Origin of the sequence: Blastomonas sp. UPD001 (genome assembly GCF_003426715.1) — a bacterium.
GTDB lineage: Bacteria > Pseudomonadota > Alphaproteobacteria > Sphingomonadales > Sphingomonadaceae > Blastomonas.
In genome coordinates this window covers 2,314,945-2,330,826 of record NZ_QKVT01000001.1, presented here as the reverse complement: position 1 = coordinate 2,330,826, position 15,882 = coordinate 2,314,945, and the positions used below count along the sequence as shown (strand labels likewise).

General features: G+C 66.1%; 19 protein-coding genes and 1 tRNA gene. 5 read left to right on the top strand and 15 right to left on the bottom strand.

The genetic code is table 11. From position 1 onward, the window contains the following. Nucleotides 1-22: 22 nt before the first annotated feature. Nucleotides 23-808, top strand: coding sequence for a histidinol-phosphatase (gene hisN / locus DM995_RS11885; protein ID WP_116969558.1), 786 nt, complete (start codon nt 23-25; stop codon nt 806-808). An 81-nt stretch (nt 809-889) separates the two neighbouring features. Here the strand turns inward: hisN and DM995_RS11880 are convergent, their stop codons facing one another. The 3 genes from DM995_RS11880 to DM995_RS11870 form a co-directional block, all read right to left on the bottom strand. Next, nucleotides 890-1,900 carry a DUF6607 family protein gene (locus DM995_RS11880; protein WP_116969557.1) on the bottom strand — a complete coding sequence of 337 codons (1,011 nt, stop codon included), beginning with the start codon at nt 1,898-1,900 and terminating at the stop codon, nt 890-892. A 39-nt stretch (nt 1,901-1,939) separates the two neighbouring features. Next, entirely contained in the window at nt 1,940-4,120 is a 2,181-nt protein-coding gene (locus tag DM995_RS11875) for a TonB-dependent hemoglobin/transferrin/lactoferrin family receptor (RefSeq protein WP_353653373.1), read from the bottom strand. 194 nt (nt 4,121-4,314) lie between these two features. Continuing rightward, a complete protein-coding gene (locus DM995_RS11870; RefSeq protein ID WP_116969556.1) occupies nt 4,315-4,761 on the bottom strand; it encodes a cupin domain-containing protein in 447 nt (148 codons plus the stop codon). Nucleotides 4,762-4,802: 41 nt separating this feature from the next. Here DM995_RS11870 and dapE point away from each other — a divergent pair, with 41 nt between their 5' ends. After that, nucleotides 4,803-5,957, top strand: a complete 1,155-nt coding sequence (gene dapE / locus DM995_RS11865) for a succinyl-diaminopimelate desuccinylase (RefSeq protein ID WP_116969555.1) — start codon at nt 4,803-4,805, stop codon at nt 5,955-5,957. A gap of 113 nt (nt 5,958-6,070) precedes the next feature. Here dapE and DM995_RS11860 read toward each other — a convergent pair whose 3' ends face one another. After that, entirely contained in the window at nt 6,071-6,631 is a 561-nt protein-coding gene (locus tag DM995_RS11860; RefSeq protein ID WP_031318473.1) for a hypothetical protein, read from the bottom strand. 90 nt (nt 6,632-6,721) lie between these two features. Between DM995_RS11860 and DM995_RS11855 the strand changes: the two genes are divergently transcribed. Continuing rightward, complete coding sequence (locus tag DM995_RS11855) at nt 6,722-7,006, top strand: alpha/beta hydrolase (RefSeq protein ID WP_116969554.1); 285 nt, start codon at nt 6,722-6,724, stop codon at nt 7,004-7,006. Between the two features lie 4 nt (nt 7,007-7,010). Here the strand turns inward: DM995_RS11855 and DM995_RS11850 are convergent, their stop codons facing one another. The 11 genes from DM995_RS11850 to DM995_RS11800 form a co-directional block, all read right to left on the bottom strand. Then, nucleotides 7,011-7,805 carry a transglutaminase-like domain-containing protein gene (locus DM995_RS11850; RefSeq protein WP_116969553.1) on the bottom strand — a complete coding sequence of 265 codons (795 nt, stop codon included), beginning with the start codon at nt 7,803-7,805 and terminating at the stop codon, nt 7,011-7,013. A 123-nt stretch (nt 7,806-7,928) separates the two neighbouring features. Further along, on the bottom strand, nt 7,929-8,627 hold the full coding sequence (gene rplA, locus DM995_RS11845; RefSeq protein ID WP_116969552.1) for a 50S ribosomal protein L1: 699 nt from the start codon (nt 8,625-8,627) through the stop codon (nt 7,929-7,931). 5 nt (nt 8,628-8,632) lie between these two features. Beyond that, nucleotides 8,633-9,064, bottom strand: a complete 432-nt coding sequence (gene rplK, locus DM995_RS11840) for a 50S ribosomal protein L11 (protein ID WP_116969551.1) — start codon at nt 9,062-9,064, stop codon at nt 8,633-8,635. Nucleotides 9,065-9,321: 257 nt separating this feature from the next. Next, a complete protein-coding gene (nusG, locus tag DM995_RS11835) occupies nt 9,322-9,858 on the bottom strand; it encodes a transcription termination/antitermination protein NusG (protein ID WP_023839461.1) in 537 nt (178 codons plus the stop codon). A 31-nt stretch (nt 9,859-9,889) separates the two neighbouring features. Then, nucleotides 9,890-10,096, bottom strand: coding sequence for a preprotein translocase subunit SecE (gene secE / locus DM995_RS11830; protein ID WP_116969550.1), 207 nt, complete (start codon nt 10,094-10,096; stop codon nt 9,890-9,892). A 192-nt stretch (nt 10,097-10,288) separates the two neighbouring features. After that, nucleotides 10,289-10,364, bottom strand: a tRNA-Trp gene (locus DM995_RS11825). A gap of 196 nt (nt 10,365-10,560) precedes the next feature. Continuing rightward, complete coding sequence (rpsI, locus tag DM995_RS11820) at nt 10,561-11,067, bottom strand: 30S ribosomal protein S9 (RefSeq protein WP_023839459.1); 507 nt, start codon at nt 11,065-11,067, stop codon at nt 10,561-10,563. Further along, the gene (rplM, locus tag DM995_RS11815) at nt 11,067-11,546 is read right to left on the bottom strand and encodes a 50S ribosomal protein L13 (RefSeq protein ID WP_023839458.1); all 480 of its coding nucleotides are present in this window, start codon (nt 11,544-11,546) and stop codon (nt 11,067-11,069) included. The genes rpsI and rplM overlap by 1 nt, the downstream gene beginning before the upstream one ends. Nucleotides 11,547-11,739: 193 nt before the next feature. Then, on the bottom strand, nt 11,740-12,546 hold the full coding sequence (locus DM995_RS11810; RefSeq protein WP_116969549.1) for a hypothetical protein: 807 nt from the start codon (nt 12,544-12,546) through the stop codon (nt 11,740-11,742). After that, entirely contained in the window at nt 12,546-12,896 is a 351-nt protein-coding gene (gene cutA, locus DM995_RS11805) for a divalent-cation tolerance protein CutA (protein ID WP_116969548.1), read from the bottom strand. Before cutA ends, DM995_RS11810 begins: the two co-directional genes overlap by 1 nt. Next, entirely contained in the window at nt 12,893-13,960 is a 1,068-nt protein-coding gene (locus DM995_RS11800; RefSeq protein WP_116969547.1) for a COX15/CtaA family protein, read from the bottom strand. Before DM995_RS11800 ends, cutA begins: the two co-directional genes overlap by 4 nt. A gap of 126 nt (nt 13,961-14,086) precedes the next feature. Here DM995_RS11800 and DM995_RS11795 point away from each other — a divergent pair, with 126 nt between their 5' ends. Then, nucleotides 14,087-14,464 carry a MerC domain-containing protein gene (locus tag DM995_RS11795; protein ID WP_023839454.1) on the top strand — a complete coding sequence of 126 codons (378 nt, stop codon included), beginning with the start codon at nt 14,087-14,089 and terminating at the stop codon, nt 14,462-14,464. Between the two features lie 64 nt (nt 14,465-14,528). Continuing rightward, a complete protein-coding gene (gene thiS, locus DM995_RS11790; protein WP_116969546.1) occupies nt 14,529-15,539 on the top strand; it encodes a sulfur carrier protein ThiS in 1,011 nt (336 codons plus the stop codon). Nucleotides 15,540-15,882: the final 343 nt, after the last annotated feature.

Genomic DNA, 15,882 nt, shown 5'->3' with positions numbered 1-15,882 from the left:
ACGAGGCCCTAGCTAGACCATCATGATACACAGCAAGGACATCGAGCTCGCGCAGCGGCTCGCCGATGCCGCGGGGGAGGCGATCCGCCCCTATTATCGCGCCGATTTCACTACCGATCGCAAGGCCGACGCTTCGCCCGTCACCGAGGCCGACCGCGCCGCCGAAGCGGCGATGCGCGCGATCCTCGATGCCGAGGCGCCGCGCGATGGCGTGATCGGCGAGGAATATGGCGAAAAGCCCGGCAGCACCGGCCGGGTCTGGGTGCTCGATCCGATCGACGGCACCACCAGCTTCATCGCCGGGCGGCCGATCTTTGGCACCTTGATCGCCCTGATATCCGACGAATGGCCGGTGCTCGGCGTGATCGACCAGCCGATCGGGCGCGAGCGCTGGGTCGGCGCGACCGGGCGCGGCACCACCTTCAACGGCAAGCCGGTCAAGGCGCGGCTCTGCCCCGAGATCGGCGACGCGGTGCTCGCCACCACCAGCCCGCACCTGTTCAGCGATCATGACGCGATGCATTTCATGGCGCTGGCCAAGCAATGCGACACGCGTCGGCTGATCTGGGGCGGCGATTGCTACAATTACGCTCTGGTTGCGCAAGGCTCGGTCGATCTGGTGTGCGAGAGCGGGCTGAAGCTGCACGACTTTGCCGCACTGGTCCCCGTGGTCGAGGGCGCGGGCGGGCATATGTGCGACTGGAACGGCGATCCGCTGCACAAGGGAAGCGACGGGCGCGTGGTCGCGATGGGCGACCCGGCGCGGCTCGAGGACGTGCTCGAGGCGCTGGCGCAGCACGACCACTGAACCCGGTATCCCCTGCCCCGCCGTGTCCAGTCGGCAGGGCAGGGGAATATCGGCGCCCCAACGGGGACGGGGCGCCGACCCTTAGCGACCGGTGCTCGCGACGCGTTTCGCGCCGGTCATCCGGGTATTGTCGTCGATCAGCTTGAGCGCTTCGGCGGTGCCCTTGGCCTCGGTCAGCTTGCCCTCGGCGATCTCGTCGGCGATGGTCAGCAGCCGCGCGCTGATGATGGTGCCGGCCTGCGCTTCCTCCTGGATGGCGATGCCGCCCTTGGTCGCCGCCACCTTGTCCCACTCGGCGCGAACAGCGGCCCAATAGCCCTTGGTGGCGGCCCAGTAATCGTCCGCCGCCTTGACGTTATAGCCGTCGAACCGGGTATAGGTGTTGAGCACATATTCCTGCACGATCGGCTGCAGGCTGCCGTCCTTCACGCCCATCTTGATATTGTCCTGCCAGTGGACCCAGCCATCGGGCGTCGATTGATGGCGGTTGATCGCGTAATAGCGGTCGTAGACAGGGTTACGCACCGCATCGCGCCGGGCGAGCGGCCGCCAGGTCCAGTTGGAACGCCAGCGGCGAAGGCCGCCCTGCTGCTCGAACTGGCCCCAGCCGGCGTAGCGCGGGCTGTCGTCGACTTGCCACACGGTCTGCGACCAGCGGCCGCGGCGCATCTTCTCGGGCACGTCCTCCCAGGTCCAGGCGTTGCGGTCGGAATAGACCAGCACCCTGGCGGGTTCGTATTCCCAGTCCTGCCGCCAGTGCTTGGTGATGTGCGGCTTGCCGTCGATCTCGCTGACCAGGATATGCTGCAGCACGATGCGGCGGCCGCTATCCTCGATCACGCGCACCACCTCGTGCCCCCCGGAAATCTTGCGCTCGAGCGGGGCATAGCCGCTCTGCCAGGGCGTCGCTTCCTGCATGTCGAAGCGCACCTTGAAATTGCCCGCCATCGCCAGAATGTCGGCGCGATCGGCCTCGAACGCGGCGGCCTCTTCCTGCGCGGGGCGTTCGGCAATCGGCGGGTGGGCAAGCGCGGGCGTGGACGCCAGCGCTATAAGACTGGCGGCGGCAAAGGCGATGATCCTGGTCGTCATGATCGTGGTCCCTGTTTGCAATGCTAACGTTGTTGCGAATCAAAAGCGATAAGTCAATGACACACTGCCGTTGCGCCCCGGCTGGGTAAAGGCATCGGCGATGGTGGTGGTGCTGGCGAGACCGCGCACGTCGGACCACCAGGCGTATTTGGCGTTGGTGAGGTTGAACAGGCCCGCGCGCAGCGTCACCGGACCCAGCGCGACGAATGCCGTGGCATCGAGAATGGTGAACGCATCGGGCCGGAAGCAGGAAGGCGTGCACACGCCTGTGCTGCGCGCCTCGGACTTGCGTGCGCTGTGCGTGGCGATCAACTGCCCGCCGAACCGGCCTTGCGGGTCGCGCCAGCCGATCCCCGCGACCAGCTTCAAGGGATCGACCGTGGCGAGCGGCGCGCGGGTGTTCGCCTGGGGGTCGATGACGTCGCCCCTGGCGTAGGACAGGGCCAGTTGCCCGTTGAGGCCGTTCCTGTCGCGCAGCTCGAGCCGCGCCTCGGCGCCCTCGACCTTTACCCGGTCGAGATTGATGAACTGGAAGATCGCGGGATTGTTCGGCGTGAAGCCGCCGCCCACGACCTCCTGGCTGATGAAATCCTTGTAGCGCGCGCTGAACGCAGTGGCGCTGAGGCTCACCGCCTCGCTGGTAAAGCGGATGCCGCCCTCGATGCTCTCGCTGCGCTCGGGCCCCAGATCGGCATTGGGGCGCGAGGTGTAGCCTTGGGCGAGATTCTCGAAGAACTGGTTGACCTGAGAGGGCTCGGGGGCGCGGAAGCCCTGGGCATAATTGGCGAACAGCCGCACCTCGCTGTTCAGCTTCAGCACCGCACCCATTTTGGGGCTCAGCCGGCTGCCCGACTGGCCCGTGGTGAGGAAGGACGCCGGAAGCAGCGCATCGGGCTTGGGGGACAGCTTGTAGTGGTCGAAACGCAGCGCGGGGAACAGCGTGAGCGGCCCGACGCTGATCTCGTCACCGATGAAGAGCCCGGCGAGCGTGTAATCGGTGACGGGAAAGGCGGAGGACGGGAAGCGCTCGCCCGCGGGCGGCACGGTACCGTCGCGCAGCCCCTGCTGCCGGGTGGAGCTCGCATCGCCGCCAAAGACCAGCTTGTGGGTGAGCGGACCCGTGACAAAGCCCGCGCGCGCTTCGGCGGACAGGCCATAGACGCGGTTGTCGAAGGTGTTGAGCCGGGTGCGATCCGCCAGCGGCGTGCGATCCTCCTGGGTGAACTGCCGGTCCTTGGCCGATTGCCAGTAGACGCTCGCCCGCGCCATCTCGATCGTGCCGGTGCCTTCCCAGATCCAGTCGCCCGCAACGCGCCAGCGCTTGCCGGTGTCGCGCGCGACCAGATTGTCGACGCTCGCCGAGCGGCCCGAGAGCAGATCGGTGACCATGCGGTTGTCGAGATATTCGCCGGTGAGGCGGACCTTGTGGCCACCGGCGGGGTCCCAGACCAGCCGTGCCGTCGCGGCATTGTTCTGGCCGTCCTGCGGATTGGGCGTGGTCCGACTGGCTCCCAGCACATCGTTGGCGCCCCGGTTTTCCAGCTCCTCGAAATCGCGCCGCGTATAGGCGACCATGGCCGACAGCTCGCCGCTGCGTCCGGCCAGGATCGCGGTTTCGGCAAATTCGTTGTCGGCGCTGGCATATTGAACGCGCACCAGCCCGGCGACCGACTGGCCCTTCAATATGTCCTCGGGATCGCTCAGCGTGAAGCTCACCGCGCCGGCCAGGCCGTCGCTGCCGTAGAGCGCCGAGGCGGGTCCGCGCAGGATCTCGACCGACTTGACCAGCCCGATATCGACCGAATCGCCCCGGCCGACGCTCTGCGCGCCGAAGCTGAAGCCCATCGGAACGCGCACGCCATCGACCTGGATCAGCACGCGGTTGCCGCCGATGCCGCGAATGGTGAAATCCTCGTTGCCCGCGCGGCCCGTGCTGCCGAGCGCCGCACTGAACCGCGCGGGCTGGCGGCGGACGCTGACGCCGGGTTCGAAGCGCACCAGATCCTTGATGTCGGTCGCCAGCTCGTCGGCAATGTCTTCGTCGGTCTTGGCCGAAATGGTGGCCGGGGCCTCGTCGATGGTGATGGGCGTGCGGGTCGCGGACACGACGATGGTGCGACCATCGGCCGCTTCGGCATCGGCAACAGCGTCGGTCTCGGCGCGCGGCGCCTGGGCAGCGGCCACGGAGATCGGCGCAGCAGCCAGCCCGGCCAGGGCCACGGAATTCAACCAGCGATTCATGAATATCCCCCAATGCTAATGCAAGCGATTCGCATTAGCTTATGAGAGGTTTTCGGGGGCGGGTCAACCGGGCATCAAAAGGCCCGCTGCAACCCGAATGCAGGCCGACAGCTGCGCGACAGCTTTATCGCGGGGTCTGGCGTCAGGGGGGGAAGGGCGGCAGCCGCCCCGCGTCAGAAGCGCGTGCCGTCCTTGCGGCGTTTGTCGCCCGCGCCGTTCTCGTGCATGTCGACATCGGGATAATGGCACGGGCCGTTGACGCTCTGGCCGATCACCAGGAACACGCAGTCGGCATCGCCTTCATTGACCAGGCAATGCGCATTGGGCTCGCCCTTGGGGAAGGCCGCGATGTCGCCGGGATGAAGCGGCGTGCGGCCGAAATCGTCGACCAGCACCGCCTCGCCGGACAGGATAACCAGAATCTCGTCCTCGTGCTCGTGCCAGTGGCGCTGGGCGGACCAGGCACCGGGCTTGAGCACGACATGGCTCGCGCCGAAATCGACAAGGCCGAGCGCGGGCGAGAGGCGGCGGTACCAGCGGCCCTGCACGACATCGGCAAGGTGGTCGGGATAACCGGTGGCGTTGCTTTGCGGAATGGCTTGCAGGTCGACTTTGGGCATGGCGCGATGCTAATGCGCTTGGAACCAACGAGAAAGCCCCGATGACCGACACCGCCACGCTTGCCGCATCCCCGCTCGACCTTGCCAGCCGCCTGATCGCCTGTGAAAGCGTCACGCCCGCGACCGGCGCGGTGTTCGCCTGTCTCCAGGCGATGCTCGAGCCGCTCGGCTTTGTGGTCACGCGCTTCGTCTGCGGCGAGGCCCCCGATGGCCCGGTCGAGAATCTGTTCGCGATCCGGCGTCCGCTGGGCGATCCAGGGCGGCATTTCGCCTTTGCCGGGCATCTCGACGTGGTGCCGCCGGGCAGGGGCTGGGCGAGCGATCCGTTCGTGCCGGAGGTGCGCGGCGATCTGCTGCACGGGCGCGGCGCGGTCGACATGAAGGGATCGATCGCGAGCTTCGTCGCTGCCGCCGCCGACATCCCGCGCGAGGCGGGGACGCTGAGCCTGATCATCACCGGCGACGAGGAAGGCCCGGCGATCTACGGCACGCGCGCGCTGATCGACCTGATTCAGGCGGGGGGCACCATTCCCGATCTGTGCCTGGTGGGCGAGCCGACTTCGGTGAGCCGGCTGGGCGACATGGTGAAGATCGGGCGGCGCGGCTCGGTCAACATGTGGATCCGCGTGGCGGGCCAGCAGGGCCATGTCGCCTATCCGCATCTCGCCGACAATCCGATTCCGAAGCTGGTCGCGATCCTCTCGGCGATCGAGGCGGCGGTGCTGGACGAGGGCACCGACTGGTTCCAGCCGAGCAATATCGAGGTGACCGACCTGCATGTCGGCAACCCCGCGCACAATGTCATCCCCGCCGCGGCCGAGGCGCGAATCTCGATCCGATTCAACGATCTGCACAGCGGCGAATCGCTCACCCAGCGTATTCGCGCGATCGCCGAGCCGCTGGGCGGGACGGTCGAGGCGAAGATCTCGGGGGAGGCGTTCCTCACTCCGCCGGGCGAGCTTTCGGGCATCATCGCCGAGGCGATCCGCGCGGAGACAGGGGTGGAAACCGAGCTTTCGACCACCGGCGGTACGTCCGACGCGCGCTTCCTCTCGCGCATCTGCCCGGTGGTCGAATTCGGCCTGTGCAACGCGACGATGCACAAGCTCGACGAGGCGGTGGCGGTGGCGGATCTAGAGGTGCTCGCGCGCATCTACCGTCGCGTGGCACTCGCGGCTCTGGTGGGGACGAGCTAGGAAACCCGTCATTCCCGCGAACGCGGGAATCCCGCTATCTTTCAACCCGTGGCGCACAAGCGGGACCCTCGCTTTCGCGGGGGTGACGGTGATGTGGTCTCAGAACAGAGCCCTCAATGTGCGGCGTCGCCGCTCACCCATTCGACCCATTCGGGGAAGAAGACCGGTGCGCGCAGCGACCAGCCGGGGGCCGTGGCTGCCGCCTCGCTGATCGACTGGAGCAGCATCTTGCGCCGCTCGGGCTGAATCTGCGGCAGCGCGGCGGCGGCGCAATAGGCCGAGGGCAGCCAAGGCCGCACATCGGCGCCGAGCAGCCGCTCGTAGAGGAAGCGGAAGGCGGAGAAGCTCTCGATCCGGCCCTGCGCCAGATCGAACGCCGCCAGCCGCACCAGCAGCGCCATGAAATGCTCGAAACCGTCCTCGTGCGGTGCATCGGGCACATTTCCGCGCAGCAGCTTGAGGTCCTGATAGACGAGATAATGCATGCGGATCGAGGCGGTTTCCTCGGCATTGCGTGCCCAGCGCTTGAACGCGTCCTCGCGCGCCAGCCCGATATCGAGCGCGCGCTTGATATAGCGCTGCGCGCCGGGCGAGAAGCTCGCGAACTCGCGCAGCTCGGCAAGCGTGAGTGCCGCTGCGGAATTGCCGGATGCCGCGCCGGGATGGCTGGCCATGCCCCATTCTCCTTGCATCGCCACCGCAGAGCTGCCGCGGTGGAACGAGGAAGAATGGTCACAAGATGGTTATTATCGGGTTAACCATGAGTGGAACCAGAAAATCCTCCCACAGCTTGCTGGGGGAGGGGGACCGCCCGCGCAGCGGGCCCCGATCGCGCCTATCGCCTCGCCAGCTTCTGGGGCGCGGACCATGTCGATGCGGGCCGCGCGGGCCATATCAACGCCGATTCGGACCTGGGCGACTGGCCGTTCGGCCAGCGGCTGCTGGCGCGATTGCTCGACGTTGCCGAACTGTCGGGCGAGGCCGGGCGCCATGCCCCTGCCCCGCTGCGCCGCCTGGCGGCCGACTGGCGACCCGACCTGACCGAATGACGGGTCAGGCGCGGGTCACGCTGACCTGCTGCTCGACCAGCTCGACGGTGCCGAAGGCGGTGAGAAAGGCGACATCGAGCGCGTCGCGGCCGACGCCGATCTTCACCATGTCGGCAGCGGTCGCCATGCCGGTGGGATCGACCAGATGCCAGGAACCGCCCTGGCCTTGCGGATCGGCCAGGAAGACCTCGGCCACCGCATGGAAATCCTGCGGCGTGACGTCGGGCGCATAGACGCTGGCGAAGCGCGCGGGAATCGAGCAGGCGCGCGCGAGCACGATCATCACATGCGCATAGTCGCGGCACACACCGTGCCGCGTGACGAAGCTGTCGAGCGCGGTGGTCGTGGCGTCCGAGCTGCCCGATTGGTAGGTGAAATGCTCGGCGATCCAGCGCTGCATCGCCGCGATCCGCGCGCCGCCCGACAGCTCGCCGAATTCGGTATCGACGAAGCTGTGGAACTTGGTCGCCGGGCAGTAATGCGAATCGAACAGATATTGCACCGTTTCGCCGGGCAGCTGGTGCAGCGGCATCTGCGGCAGGGTGGCGACATCGGCCAGATCGCGCAGCACCGTCATCCGCGCGCGATAATCGATGCTGAGCCGCCCGCTGGTGCGCAGCCAGATGCGATCGCCGATCCCGTCGAGCGCGGCCACCCGAACGAAATGGTCGCAGGGCGAGGCCTGGATATGTGCCGATTCGATCCGCTGTTCGGGAATGGCGGCGGCCTCGACCTGGAGCAGGATGTCGGTCGGCACCTCCATGTCATAGGTCAGCGTGACGTGCAGATCGAGGGTCATGGGGTGCGGCTCCGGCCAGAGAGGGATAGGCGATGAGGTGGGGTGGCTGTCGAAGCCAGACACCAAAAAGGGGCCGAAGGTTCCCCTCCGGCCCCTGATTGGCTTAGCAGCAGATTGTGACGATCAGCCGGCGTGCACTTCCGACACGTCGACCTTCAGGCCGGGGCCCATCGACGAGCTGACCGAGATCTTGCGCAGATACTTGCCCTTCGAGCCCGAGGGCTTCGCCTTGACGATCGCGTCGACGAACGCGTCGAAATTGGCGCGCAGCGCTTCGTCCGAGAAGCTTGCCTTGCCGATGCCCGAATGGATGATACCGGCCTTTTCGACGCGGAATTCGACCTGGCCGCCCTTGGCCGCCTTGACGGCTTCGGCGACGTTCGGGGTCACGGTGCCCAGCTTCGGGTTCGGCATCAGGCCCTTGGGGCCCAGCAGCTTGCCGAGACGGCCGACGACACCCATCATGTCCGGGGTGGCAATGACGCGGTCGTAATCGACCTTGCCGTTCTGCATTTCTTCCATCAGGTCCTCGGCGCCCGCACGCTCGGCACCGGCGGCCAGAGCCGCTTCGGCCTTGTCGCCGCGCGCGAACACGGCGACGCGCACGTCCTTGCCGGTACCCGAGGGCAGCGACACGACGCCGCGGACCATCTGGTCGGCGTGACGCGGGTCGACGCCCAGGTTCAGCGCGACTTCGATGGTCTCGTCGAACTTCGACGTGGCCAGTTCCTTGATGGTCTTGATGGCTTCATCGACGCCATAGAGCTTGTTCGCGTCGAGCTTGGCGGCGAGAGCCTTTGCCTTTTTGGTCACCTTTGCCATGATACTCAGCCCTCCACCACTTCAAGGCCCATCGACGTTGCCGAGCCTTCGATAATCTTCGTTGCTGCCTCGATGTCGTTGGCGTTGAGGTCGGCCATCTTCACCTGCGCGATTTCCGCCAGCTGCGAACGCTTGATGGTGCCCGCGCTTTCCTTGCCCGGCGCCTTCGAACCGCTCTTGAGGTTCGCTGCCTTCTTGATCAGGTAGCTCGCCGGCGGGGTCTTGGTCACGAAGGTGAAGCTGCGGTCGCCGTACACGGTGATCACGGTCGGCAGCGGGGTGCCCTTTTCCATGTCCTGCGTGGCAGCGTTGAACTGCTTGCAGAATTCCATGATGTTGACGCCGCGCTGACCCAGGGCAGGGCCGATCGGCGGCGAGGGGTTGGCGGCACCAGCGGCCACCTGCAGCTTGATATAGCCTTCAATCTTCTTTGCCATGATGGCACTCCTTCATTCTGTCAGGCGACCAGCGGATGCCGGTCGCCCTCAAATTAAGCGGTCAAGCGATCCACCCGAGGGTGCATCTCCCGCACGTTTTATCCTCTCCCTTTACGGGAGAGGATATGGAGCCTTGGCAGCTTTGCTGCCTAGGCGGAATTGGAGAGGGCCTGTCCGGGCGCCGATCGTGCTCCCGGCCCTCTCCCTGCTTCGCTTACGCGAAGCTGTCCCTCTCCCGTAAAGGGAGAGGGTAAAACTTACTTTGCCAGTTCGACATGCTCGAAATCGAGATCGACCGGCGTGGCGCGGCCGAAGATCGAGACCGAGACCTTGACGCGGGCCTTGTCGAAATCGAGTTCCTCGACAATGCCGTTGAAGCTGGCGAACGGGCCTTCGAGCACCTTGACCGAATCGCCGATTTCGTAATCGACGTCGATGCGGGCGCGCGGCGCGTTGGCGGCTTCTTCCTTGGTGTTCAGGATGCGCGCAGCCTCGGCATCGCTGATCGCCTGGGGCTTCCCATTGGGGCCGAGAAAGCCGGTGACCTTGGGAGTGTTCTTGACGACGTGATAGACATCGTCGGTCATCTTGAGCTTGGCCAGCACATAGCCGGGGAAGAACTTGCGCTCGGTCTGCACCTTCTTGCCGCGGCGCACTTCGGTCACGGTTTCGGTGGGCACCTCGACCTGCTCGACCAGCGCCGACAGACCCATGCGCTCGGCATCGGCGAGAATCGCGTCGCGGACCTTGTTCTCAAAGCCCGAATAAGCGTGAATGATGTACCAGCGCGACATTCAACTCTCTTTCAAAACAGCGGTCCGGCGATCAGGCCAGGGTGAGCAGCCACTTGACGATAGCGCCAAAGATCGAATCGATGGTCAGGAAGAAGATCGCCAGGATCGTCATCAGGATGAACACCATGATCGACGTGGTTACCGTTTCCTGGCGGCTCGGCCAGACGACCTTCGAGGCTTCGGTCTTGACCTGATTCACAAACTCGCCGGGACTGGTCTTCTTGCGCTCAGTGGCCATGGCCTTCACTTTCCTTGTTCCGATGGGCGGGCATATCCGCTTCGGCAGACACATCGCCGCCAGCCTTGCCCGGCTGAAACGCGATATATGCACCCTGTCGGAGAAAGACAGCCCCATAGCCGCGCAAATCCGCAGAAGCAAGGGGATTCAATGGAAGGGGATGCCCCGCTTGGGGGAGGCACTGATCGCCGCTGGCAGGAGTGGAGGGACTCGAACCCCCGGCATTCGGTTTTGGAGACCGACGCTCTACCAGCTGAGCTACACTCCTTCGCGGGCAGGCGACGCCCTTAGCGGGTGCAACCGCGCTGTGCAAGCGCTGCTGCACCGATCGGGCGGCCTGACATGAAAATCGGGGCGATCGCTGGCCCGATGGAGACGCCCGGGAGCGCGATCCAAGGGGGGCGATCGCCCCGTATGTCATGGCAGCATCGCGCGGAGCCCGAAGACCCCCGCGATGAGACGCATCAGCGCTTCGAGAACTGGAAGCTCTTGCGCGCCTTGGCCTTGCCGTACTTCTTGCGCTCGACGGTGCGGCTGTCGCGGGTCAGGAAGCCTGCCTGCTTGACGGTGCTGCGCAGAGCGGGTTCGTACTTGGTCAGCGCCTGGCTGATGCCGTGCTTGACCGCGCCGGCCTGGCCCGAAAGACCGCCGCCCTTGACGGTGCAGATCACGTCATACTGATCCTTGCGATCGGTGATGTCGAACACCTGGTTGATCACGAGACGCAGCGTCGGGCGGGCGAAATACACGGCCTGGTCGCGCTTGTTGACGATGATCTTGCCGGTGCCGGGCTTCAGCCACACGCGGGCCACGGCGTCCTTGCGGCGACCGGTGGCATAGGCGCGGCCGTGCTTGTCGAGCTCCTGCTCGCGCAGCGGCGCGTTCGAAACCTTGACGGCGGGTGCGTCGGTGGTTTCGATGTCGGCAGCGATGTCCTTGATGTCGGACAGGGATTGCACGGTATCAGACATTATGCACCCACCTTGTTCTTGCGGTTGAGCGAGGCCACGTCGAGCACTTCAGGCTGCTGGCCGGCATGCGGATGTTCGGTTCCGGTGAAGAGGTGCAGGTTGCGCATCTGCTGGCGACCCAGCGGACCGCGGGGAACCATGCGTTCCACCGCCTTTTCAAGCACGCGCTCGGGGAAGCGGCCGTCCAGCACCTTGGCGGCGGTCACTTCCTTGATGCCACCGATATAGCCGGTGTGCTTGTAATAGACCTTGTTGCTGCGCTTGTTGCCGGTCAGCTGAACCTTGCCCGCGTTGATGACGATGACATGGTCACCGCAATCGACATGCGGGGTATAGCTCGGCTTGTGCTTGCCGCGCAGGATATTGGCGATGATCACCGCGACGCGGCCGACCACCAGTCCATCGGCATCGATAATATGCCATTTCTTTTCCACCTCAGCCGGCTTGATCGACTTGGTGGTCTTGAGCAAAGCCTTCATGGCCTTCAACCTTCCAAAACGTCCTCCGCTGCGGTGCCGGATCCGCGATGGACCCTAGCCTCAGACCGGCTGACAGATTTCCGTGACACGACAGGCCGCACACGGGCAGGCCTGAACGAAGCGCGGCTAATGTCGATAAGGGCACCAATAGTCAAGCATTTTGGGGCGATTGCCGAGGGGTATCATGATACCTTCAAGGTTGGGGCGGCCCGGCATCGGTGGAAACCGTCAGCGATTCCAGCGCCTTTCGCTCGGTTCCGGCGACCCGGACAACGGTCTGCCGCTCGAACCGGAGCACGAGGCCGGTCGCGGTCGAAAGCACGGCCTGGTCGGTCGCTTGCGCCGCGTCCGGACGGTCCGGCGAGGGTCCAGGCACGGTTTCGAGCTCCCACGAATCGCCTGTCGCGGCGGTGAGGCGGTAGCGCGCGCGGTCGCGGGTGCTGACCATCGCCTGTGCGCACGGGCGGCCTGCGAACATCACCAGCCGGCCGATCTTCGCCCGGTGAACGGCCGCGCGCTCTTCCGGGGTGAGCGCGGCGAGCCGGTCGAGCATCGCCCCGATCTGCGCCTGCTCGGCGGCATCGCGCGTCGCCACTCCAGGGTCGGTGCGCAGCCGGGCGAGCGCCGCCGCGAGGCGCTCGGGCGCGCCGGGCGATTCGCTGATTCCCAGGATACTCCCAGTGGCATCGAGCGTGACCTCGATCGTCTCGCCAGCGCTGCTCTCCTCCTGCAGCGCGAGCAGCCGCAGCAGCTCGGGCGGGCCATCGCTGGCGAGCGCGATCTGCTCGACCGTCAGCCGGAAGCCCCGGCCCGCCCGTGCGAAGCGCAGTCGATAGCGGATCTGCTGGCGAAAGCGGCCCTCGCGCAGCTCGCGCTCGATTCGCCGCTCGAGCAGCAGCGGGCGATCGAGCGGCGGGGCAAAACCGATCGCGGGGGCAGGGCAGGCGATGGTGGCGTTCGGTCTGCTCTTCAGCAGCCGGAGCAGCGCCGCCAGCAGCATCAGTCGATCGCCAGCGTCTGGCCGAGCACCCAGGCGCGAAAGCTGGGCGGGCAATATTCGACCGGCAGCACCAGCACCGCAGGCTCGTCATAGCTGTGCAGATGCACGATCCGCGCGACCAGCGCCTTGGACTGGGGCAGGGCGGTCTTGAACAGCACCGGAACCTCGGCCTGCTCGGTCAGCTCGCCGTCCCAGTGATAGATCGACTGGACCGTGCCCAGCACGTTGGCGCAGGCGGCAAGCTGTTCGCGCACCACCGTGCGCGCGATCGTCTGCGCCTCCTCCTTGTCGGCAAAGGGGCAGTAGACCAGCCGGATATCGCTGGCTTCGAGGATCGAATCGCCGATCATGCCCGACGTGCAGCGCCCTTGCGTCCCAGGCTGTGCGCGCCCCAGGCGACCGTGCCGACGAGAATCGCGCCCACCGCCTGGTGGAGCACCGCGAGGTGCAGATCGACGCTGCTCATCACCGTGGCAATGCCGAGCAGCACCTGCACGCCGAACGCGCTGTGGATCGCGATCGAAGCCGCGCGATCGGCCTTGCGCACCGCGCGCGCAATCACCACCAGCGCCGCCACCGCAACGAACGCCCACCAGCGGTGCAGGAAATGGAGCAGAAACGGGTCGTGCGTCAGCGCGTGCACCACGCCGCGCGACCAGTCGACATCGTCCGGAAAAAAACTGCCGTTCATCAGCGGCCAGCTCTTGGCGGCATAGCCGGCGTTGAGTCCGGCGACCCAGGCGCCAAGCAGCAATTGCACGAACAGCACGAGGATGGTCGCGAGCGCCACGCCGGTCATCCGCGCCGGGCGCGCAGCGGGATCGCGCGCCAGAACCTGCAGGTCGCGCGCGGTCCAGACCAGCCCCGCCATGATGAACAGCGCGTTGAGCAGGTGCACCGCGAGCCGGAAATGGCTGACATCGGTGCGTTCGGTCAGCCCCGATGCGACCATCCACCAGCCGATCGCACCCTGCAGCCCGCCCAGCGCGAACAGCGCCAGCAGGCGCCAGCCATAGCCCTGCGGGATCGCGCGGCGGATCGCGAACCAGGCAAGGGGCAGGGCGAAGGCGAGGCCGACCAGCCGTCCGAGCAGCCGGTGGACATATTCCCAGAAATAGATGGTCTTGAACTCGGCCAGCGACATGCCGGCATTGACCTCGATATATTCGGGGATGCGCTTGTATTTCTCGAACTCGGCGACCCAGGCCGCTTCGGACAGCGGCGGCAGCGTGCCGGTGACGACATTCCATTCGGTGATCGACAGGCCCGATTCGGTCAGCCGGGTGATCCCGCCGACCACGACCATGCAGAAAACCAGCAGCGCCACGCCATAGAGCCACAAGGCGATCGCCTGGGGCGCGCTGCGATCTGGCGACAGGGGCGTGGCGATCCGGGGCTGCGACAGGCTGGTCATGGTTCACGCATTTCGGACGGAGGCGCGCGGCTTGCAAGGGGTTTTTCGGCTCGGTTCATCGCGCCCCGGCGAGAATGTTGATCAAGCCCGATTGCGCAATGATATCATATCACCTATGTGCAGGCCATGTTGTCTCGTATCACCCGGTCCGGCCAGCTCGATTCGGCCGCGATAGCGCTGTCGGCGCTGTGCATGGTGCATTGCGCCGCAGGCCTGTGGCTGGTGGCAGGATTCGCCTCGATGGGCGGCATCTTCCTCTCCCCCTGGGTGCACGAGATCGGCTTTGTGCTGGCGGCGGCGATGGCCGCGCTAGCCTTGGGTCATGGCGTGCGGCTGCATGGTGCCTGGACGCCGCTCGCCATCGGTTCGGCGGGAATCGCCGCGATGCTCGCCGCGATGACCGTGCCGCATGGCGGATCGTGGGAATATGCGCTGACGCTGACCGGGGTCGCGCTGCTCAGCATCGCGCATCTGCTCAACTATCGCGCCGCGCGCCAGCACTGATCCTGTTGCACACTAACATTGGGGCTTGCCCTTGCCCCTTTATCCGCGCCAAGAGTCGCGCCCTATGACCAGCACCTCGACCCAGACCGCCCAGATCAGCATCCATGTCAACGGCGAGCCGCGCCGCGTACCCGCCGGCCAGAGCATCGCCGCGCTTGTCGGCACGCTGGGGCTGAACCCGGCCAAGGTCGCGGTAGAGCGCAATCTGGAAATCGTGCCGCGCTCGACCCTGGCCGACGTCGTGGTGCTGGAGGGCGACCGGCTGGAGATCGTGCATTTCGTCGGCGGGGGCGATCATGTCCCTGTCGCGGACAGCTGGACCGTCGCGGGCCACACCTTCCGCTCGCGCCTCATCGTCGGCACCGGCAAGTACAAGGACTTTGCGCAGAACGCCGCCGCGCTCGAGGCTTCGGGCGCGGAGATCGTCACCGTCGCGGTGCGCCGCGTCAACGTGTCCGATCCGGGTGCGCCGATGCTGACCGATTTCATCGACCCGAAAAAGGTCACCTATCTGCCCAATACTGCGGGCTGCTTCACCGGCGAGGAGGCGATCCGGACGCTGCGGCTGGCGCGCGAGGCGGGCGGCTGGGATCTGGTCAAGCTCGAGGTGCTGGGCGAGGCCAAGACGCTCTATCCCGACATGCACGAGACACTGCGCGCCACCGAGATTCTGGCCAAGGAAGGCTTCAAGCCGATGGTCTATTGCGTCGACGATCCCATCGGCGCGAAACGGCTGGAAGATGCGGGCGCAGTCGCGATCATGCCGCTCGGCGCGCCGATCGGATCGGGGCTGGGTATCCAGAACCGCGTCACCATCCGGCTGATAGTCGAGAATGCGAAGGTACCGGTGCTGGTCGATGCAGGCGTCGGCACGGCATCGGATGCCGCGATCGCGATGGAGCTGGGCTGCGACGGCGTGCTGATGAACACCGCGATCGCCGAGGCCAGGGACCCGATCCGCATGGCGCGTGCGATGAGGCTGGCGGTCGAGGCCGGACGCGAGGCCTATCTCGCCGGACGCATGGGCACGCGCAAATATGCCGACCCTTCAAGCCCGCTTGCCGGACTGATCTGACCCGGATCCACGTGGAACCCGGGCATCCGGACGGCCCGGCGCGCTCGCCACATCCCGTATCGGCTTAGGGTCCAGCTTTCCGTAGCGGAAGCATGACCGATTCTTGCCGATTCGATGACGCTTTCTTTGCATATGTTGCATTGGTCGATGCGGCTGTGTCGTTCGTCGACAGCTGTAGTCGTTGAGCGACATCTGCTGCGCCCTTGTCGAGCGCGGCGCGCATATCGGCGCATCCTCCCCTATCCCAAAGATGTCGCCGATGCTCCGTAGCTCCCCAGGCAGGACATCGGCGGCAAACGACAACAAGGCCGGTCCTGAAGGGACCCTTGCCGACAGGACCGGC

Coding starts and splice junctions, on each gene's coding strand:
- hisN (WP_116969558.1), top strand. CDS start 23: ATGATACACAGCAAGGACATCGAGCTCGCGCAGCGGCTCGCCGATGCC.
- DM995_RS11880 (WP_116969557.1), bottom strand. CDS start 1,900: ATGACGACCAGGATCATCGCCTTTGCCGCCGCCAGTCTTATAGCGCTG.
- DM995_RS11870 (WP_116969556.1), bottom strand. CDS start 4,761: ATGCCCAAAGTCGACCTGCAAGCCATTCCGCAAAGCAACGCCACCGGT.
- dapE (WP_116969555.1), top strand. CDS start 4,803: ATGACCGACACCGCCACGCTTGCCGCATCCCCGCTCGACCTTGCCAGC.
- DM995_RS11860 (WP_031318473.1), bottom strand. CDS start 6,631: ATGGCCAGCCATCCCGGCGCGGCATCCGGCAATTCCGCAGCGGCACTC.
- DM995_RS11850 (WP_116969553.1), bottom strand. CDS start 7,805: ATGACCCTCGATCTGCACGTCACGCTGACCTATGACATGGAGGTGCCG.
- rplA (WP_116969552.1), bottom strand. CDS start 8,627: ATGGCAAAGGTGACCAAAAAGGCAAAGGCTCTCGCCGCCAAGCTCGAC.
- rplK (WP_116969551.1), bottom strand. CDS start 9,064: ATGGCAAAGAAGATTGAAGGCTATATCAAGCTGCAGGTGGCCGCTGGT.
- nusG (WP_023839461.1), bottom strand. CDS start 9,858: ATGTCGCGCTGGTACATCATTCACGCTTATTCGGGCTTTGAGAACAAG.
- secE (WP_116969550.1), bottom strand. CDS start 10,096: ATGGCCACTGAGCGCAAGAAGACCAGTCCCGGCGAGTTTGTGAATCAG.
- rpsI (WP_023839459.1), bottom strand. CDS start 11,067: ATGTCTGATACCGTGCAATCCCTGTCCGACATCAAGGACATCGCTGCC.
- rplM (WP_023839458.1), bottom strand. CDS start 11,546: ATGAAGGCTTTGCTCAAGACCACCAAGTCGATCAAGCCGGCTGAGGTG.
- DM995_RS11810 (WP_116969549.1), bottom strand. CDS start 12,546: ATGCTGCTGGCGGCGCTGCTCCGGCTGCTGAAGAGCAGACCGAACGCC.
- cutA (WP_116969548.1), bottom strand. CDS start 12,896: ATGATCGGCGATTCGATCCTCGAAGCCAGCGATATCCGGCTGGTCTAC.
- DM995_RS11800 (WP_116969547.1), bottom strand. CDS start 13,960: ATGACCAGCCTGTCGCAGCCCCGGATCGCCACGCCCCTGTCGCCAGAT.
- DM995_RS11795 (WP_023839454.1), top strand. CDS start 14,087: ATGTTGTCTCGTATCACCCGGTCCGGCCAGCTCGATTCGGCCGCGATA.
- thiS (WP_116969546.1), top strand. CDS start 14,529: ATGACCAGCACCTCGACCCAGACCGCCCAGATCAGCATCCATGTCAAC.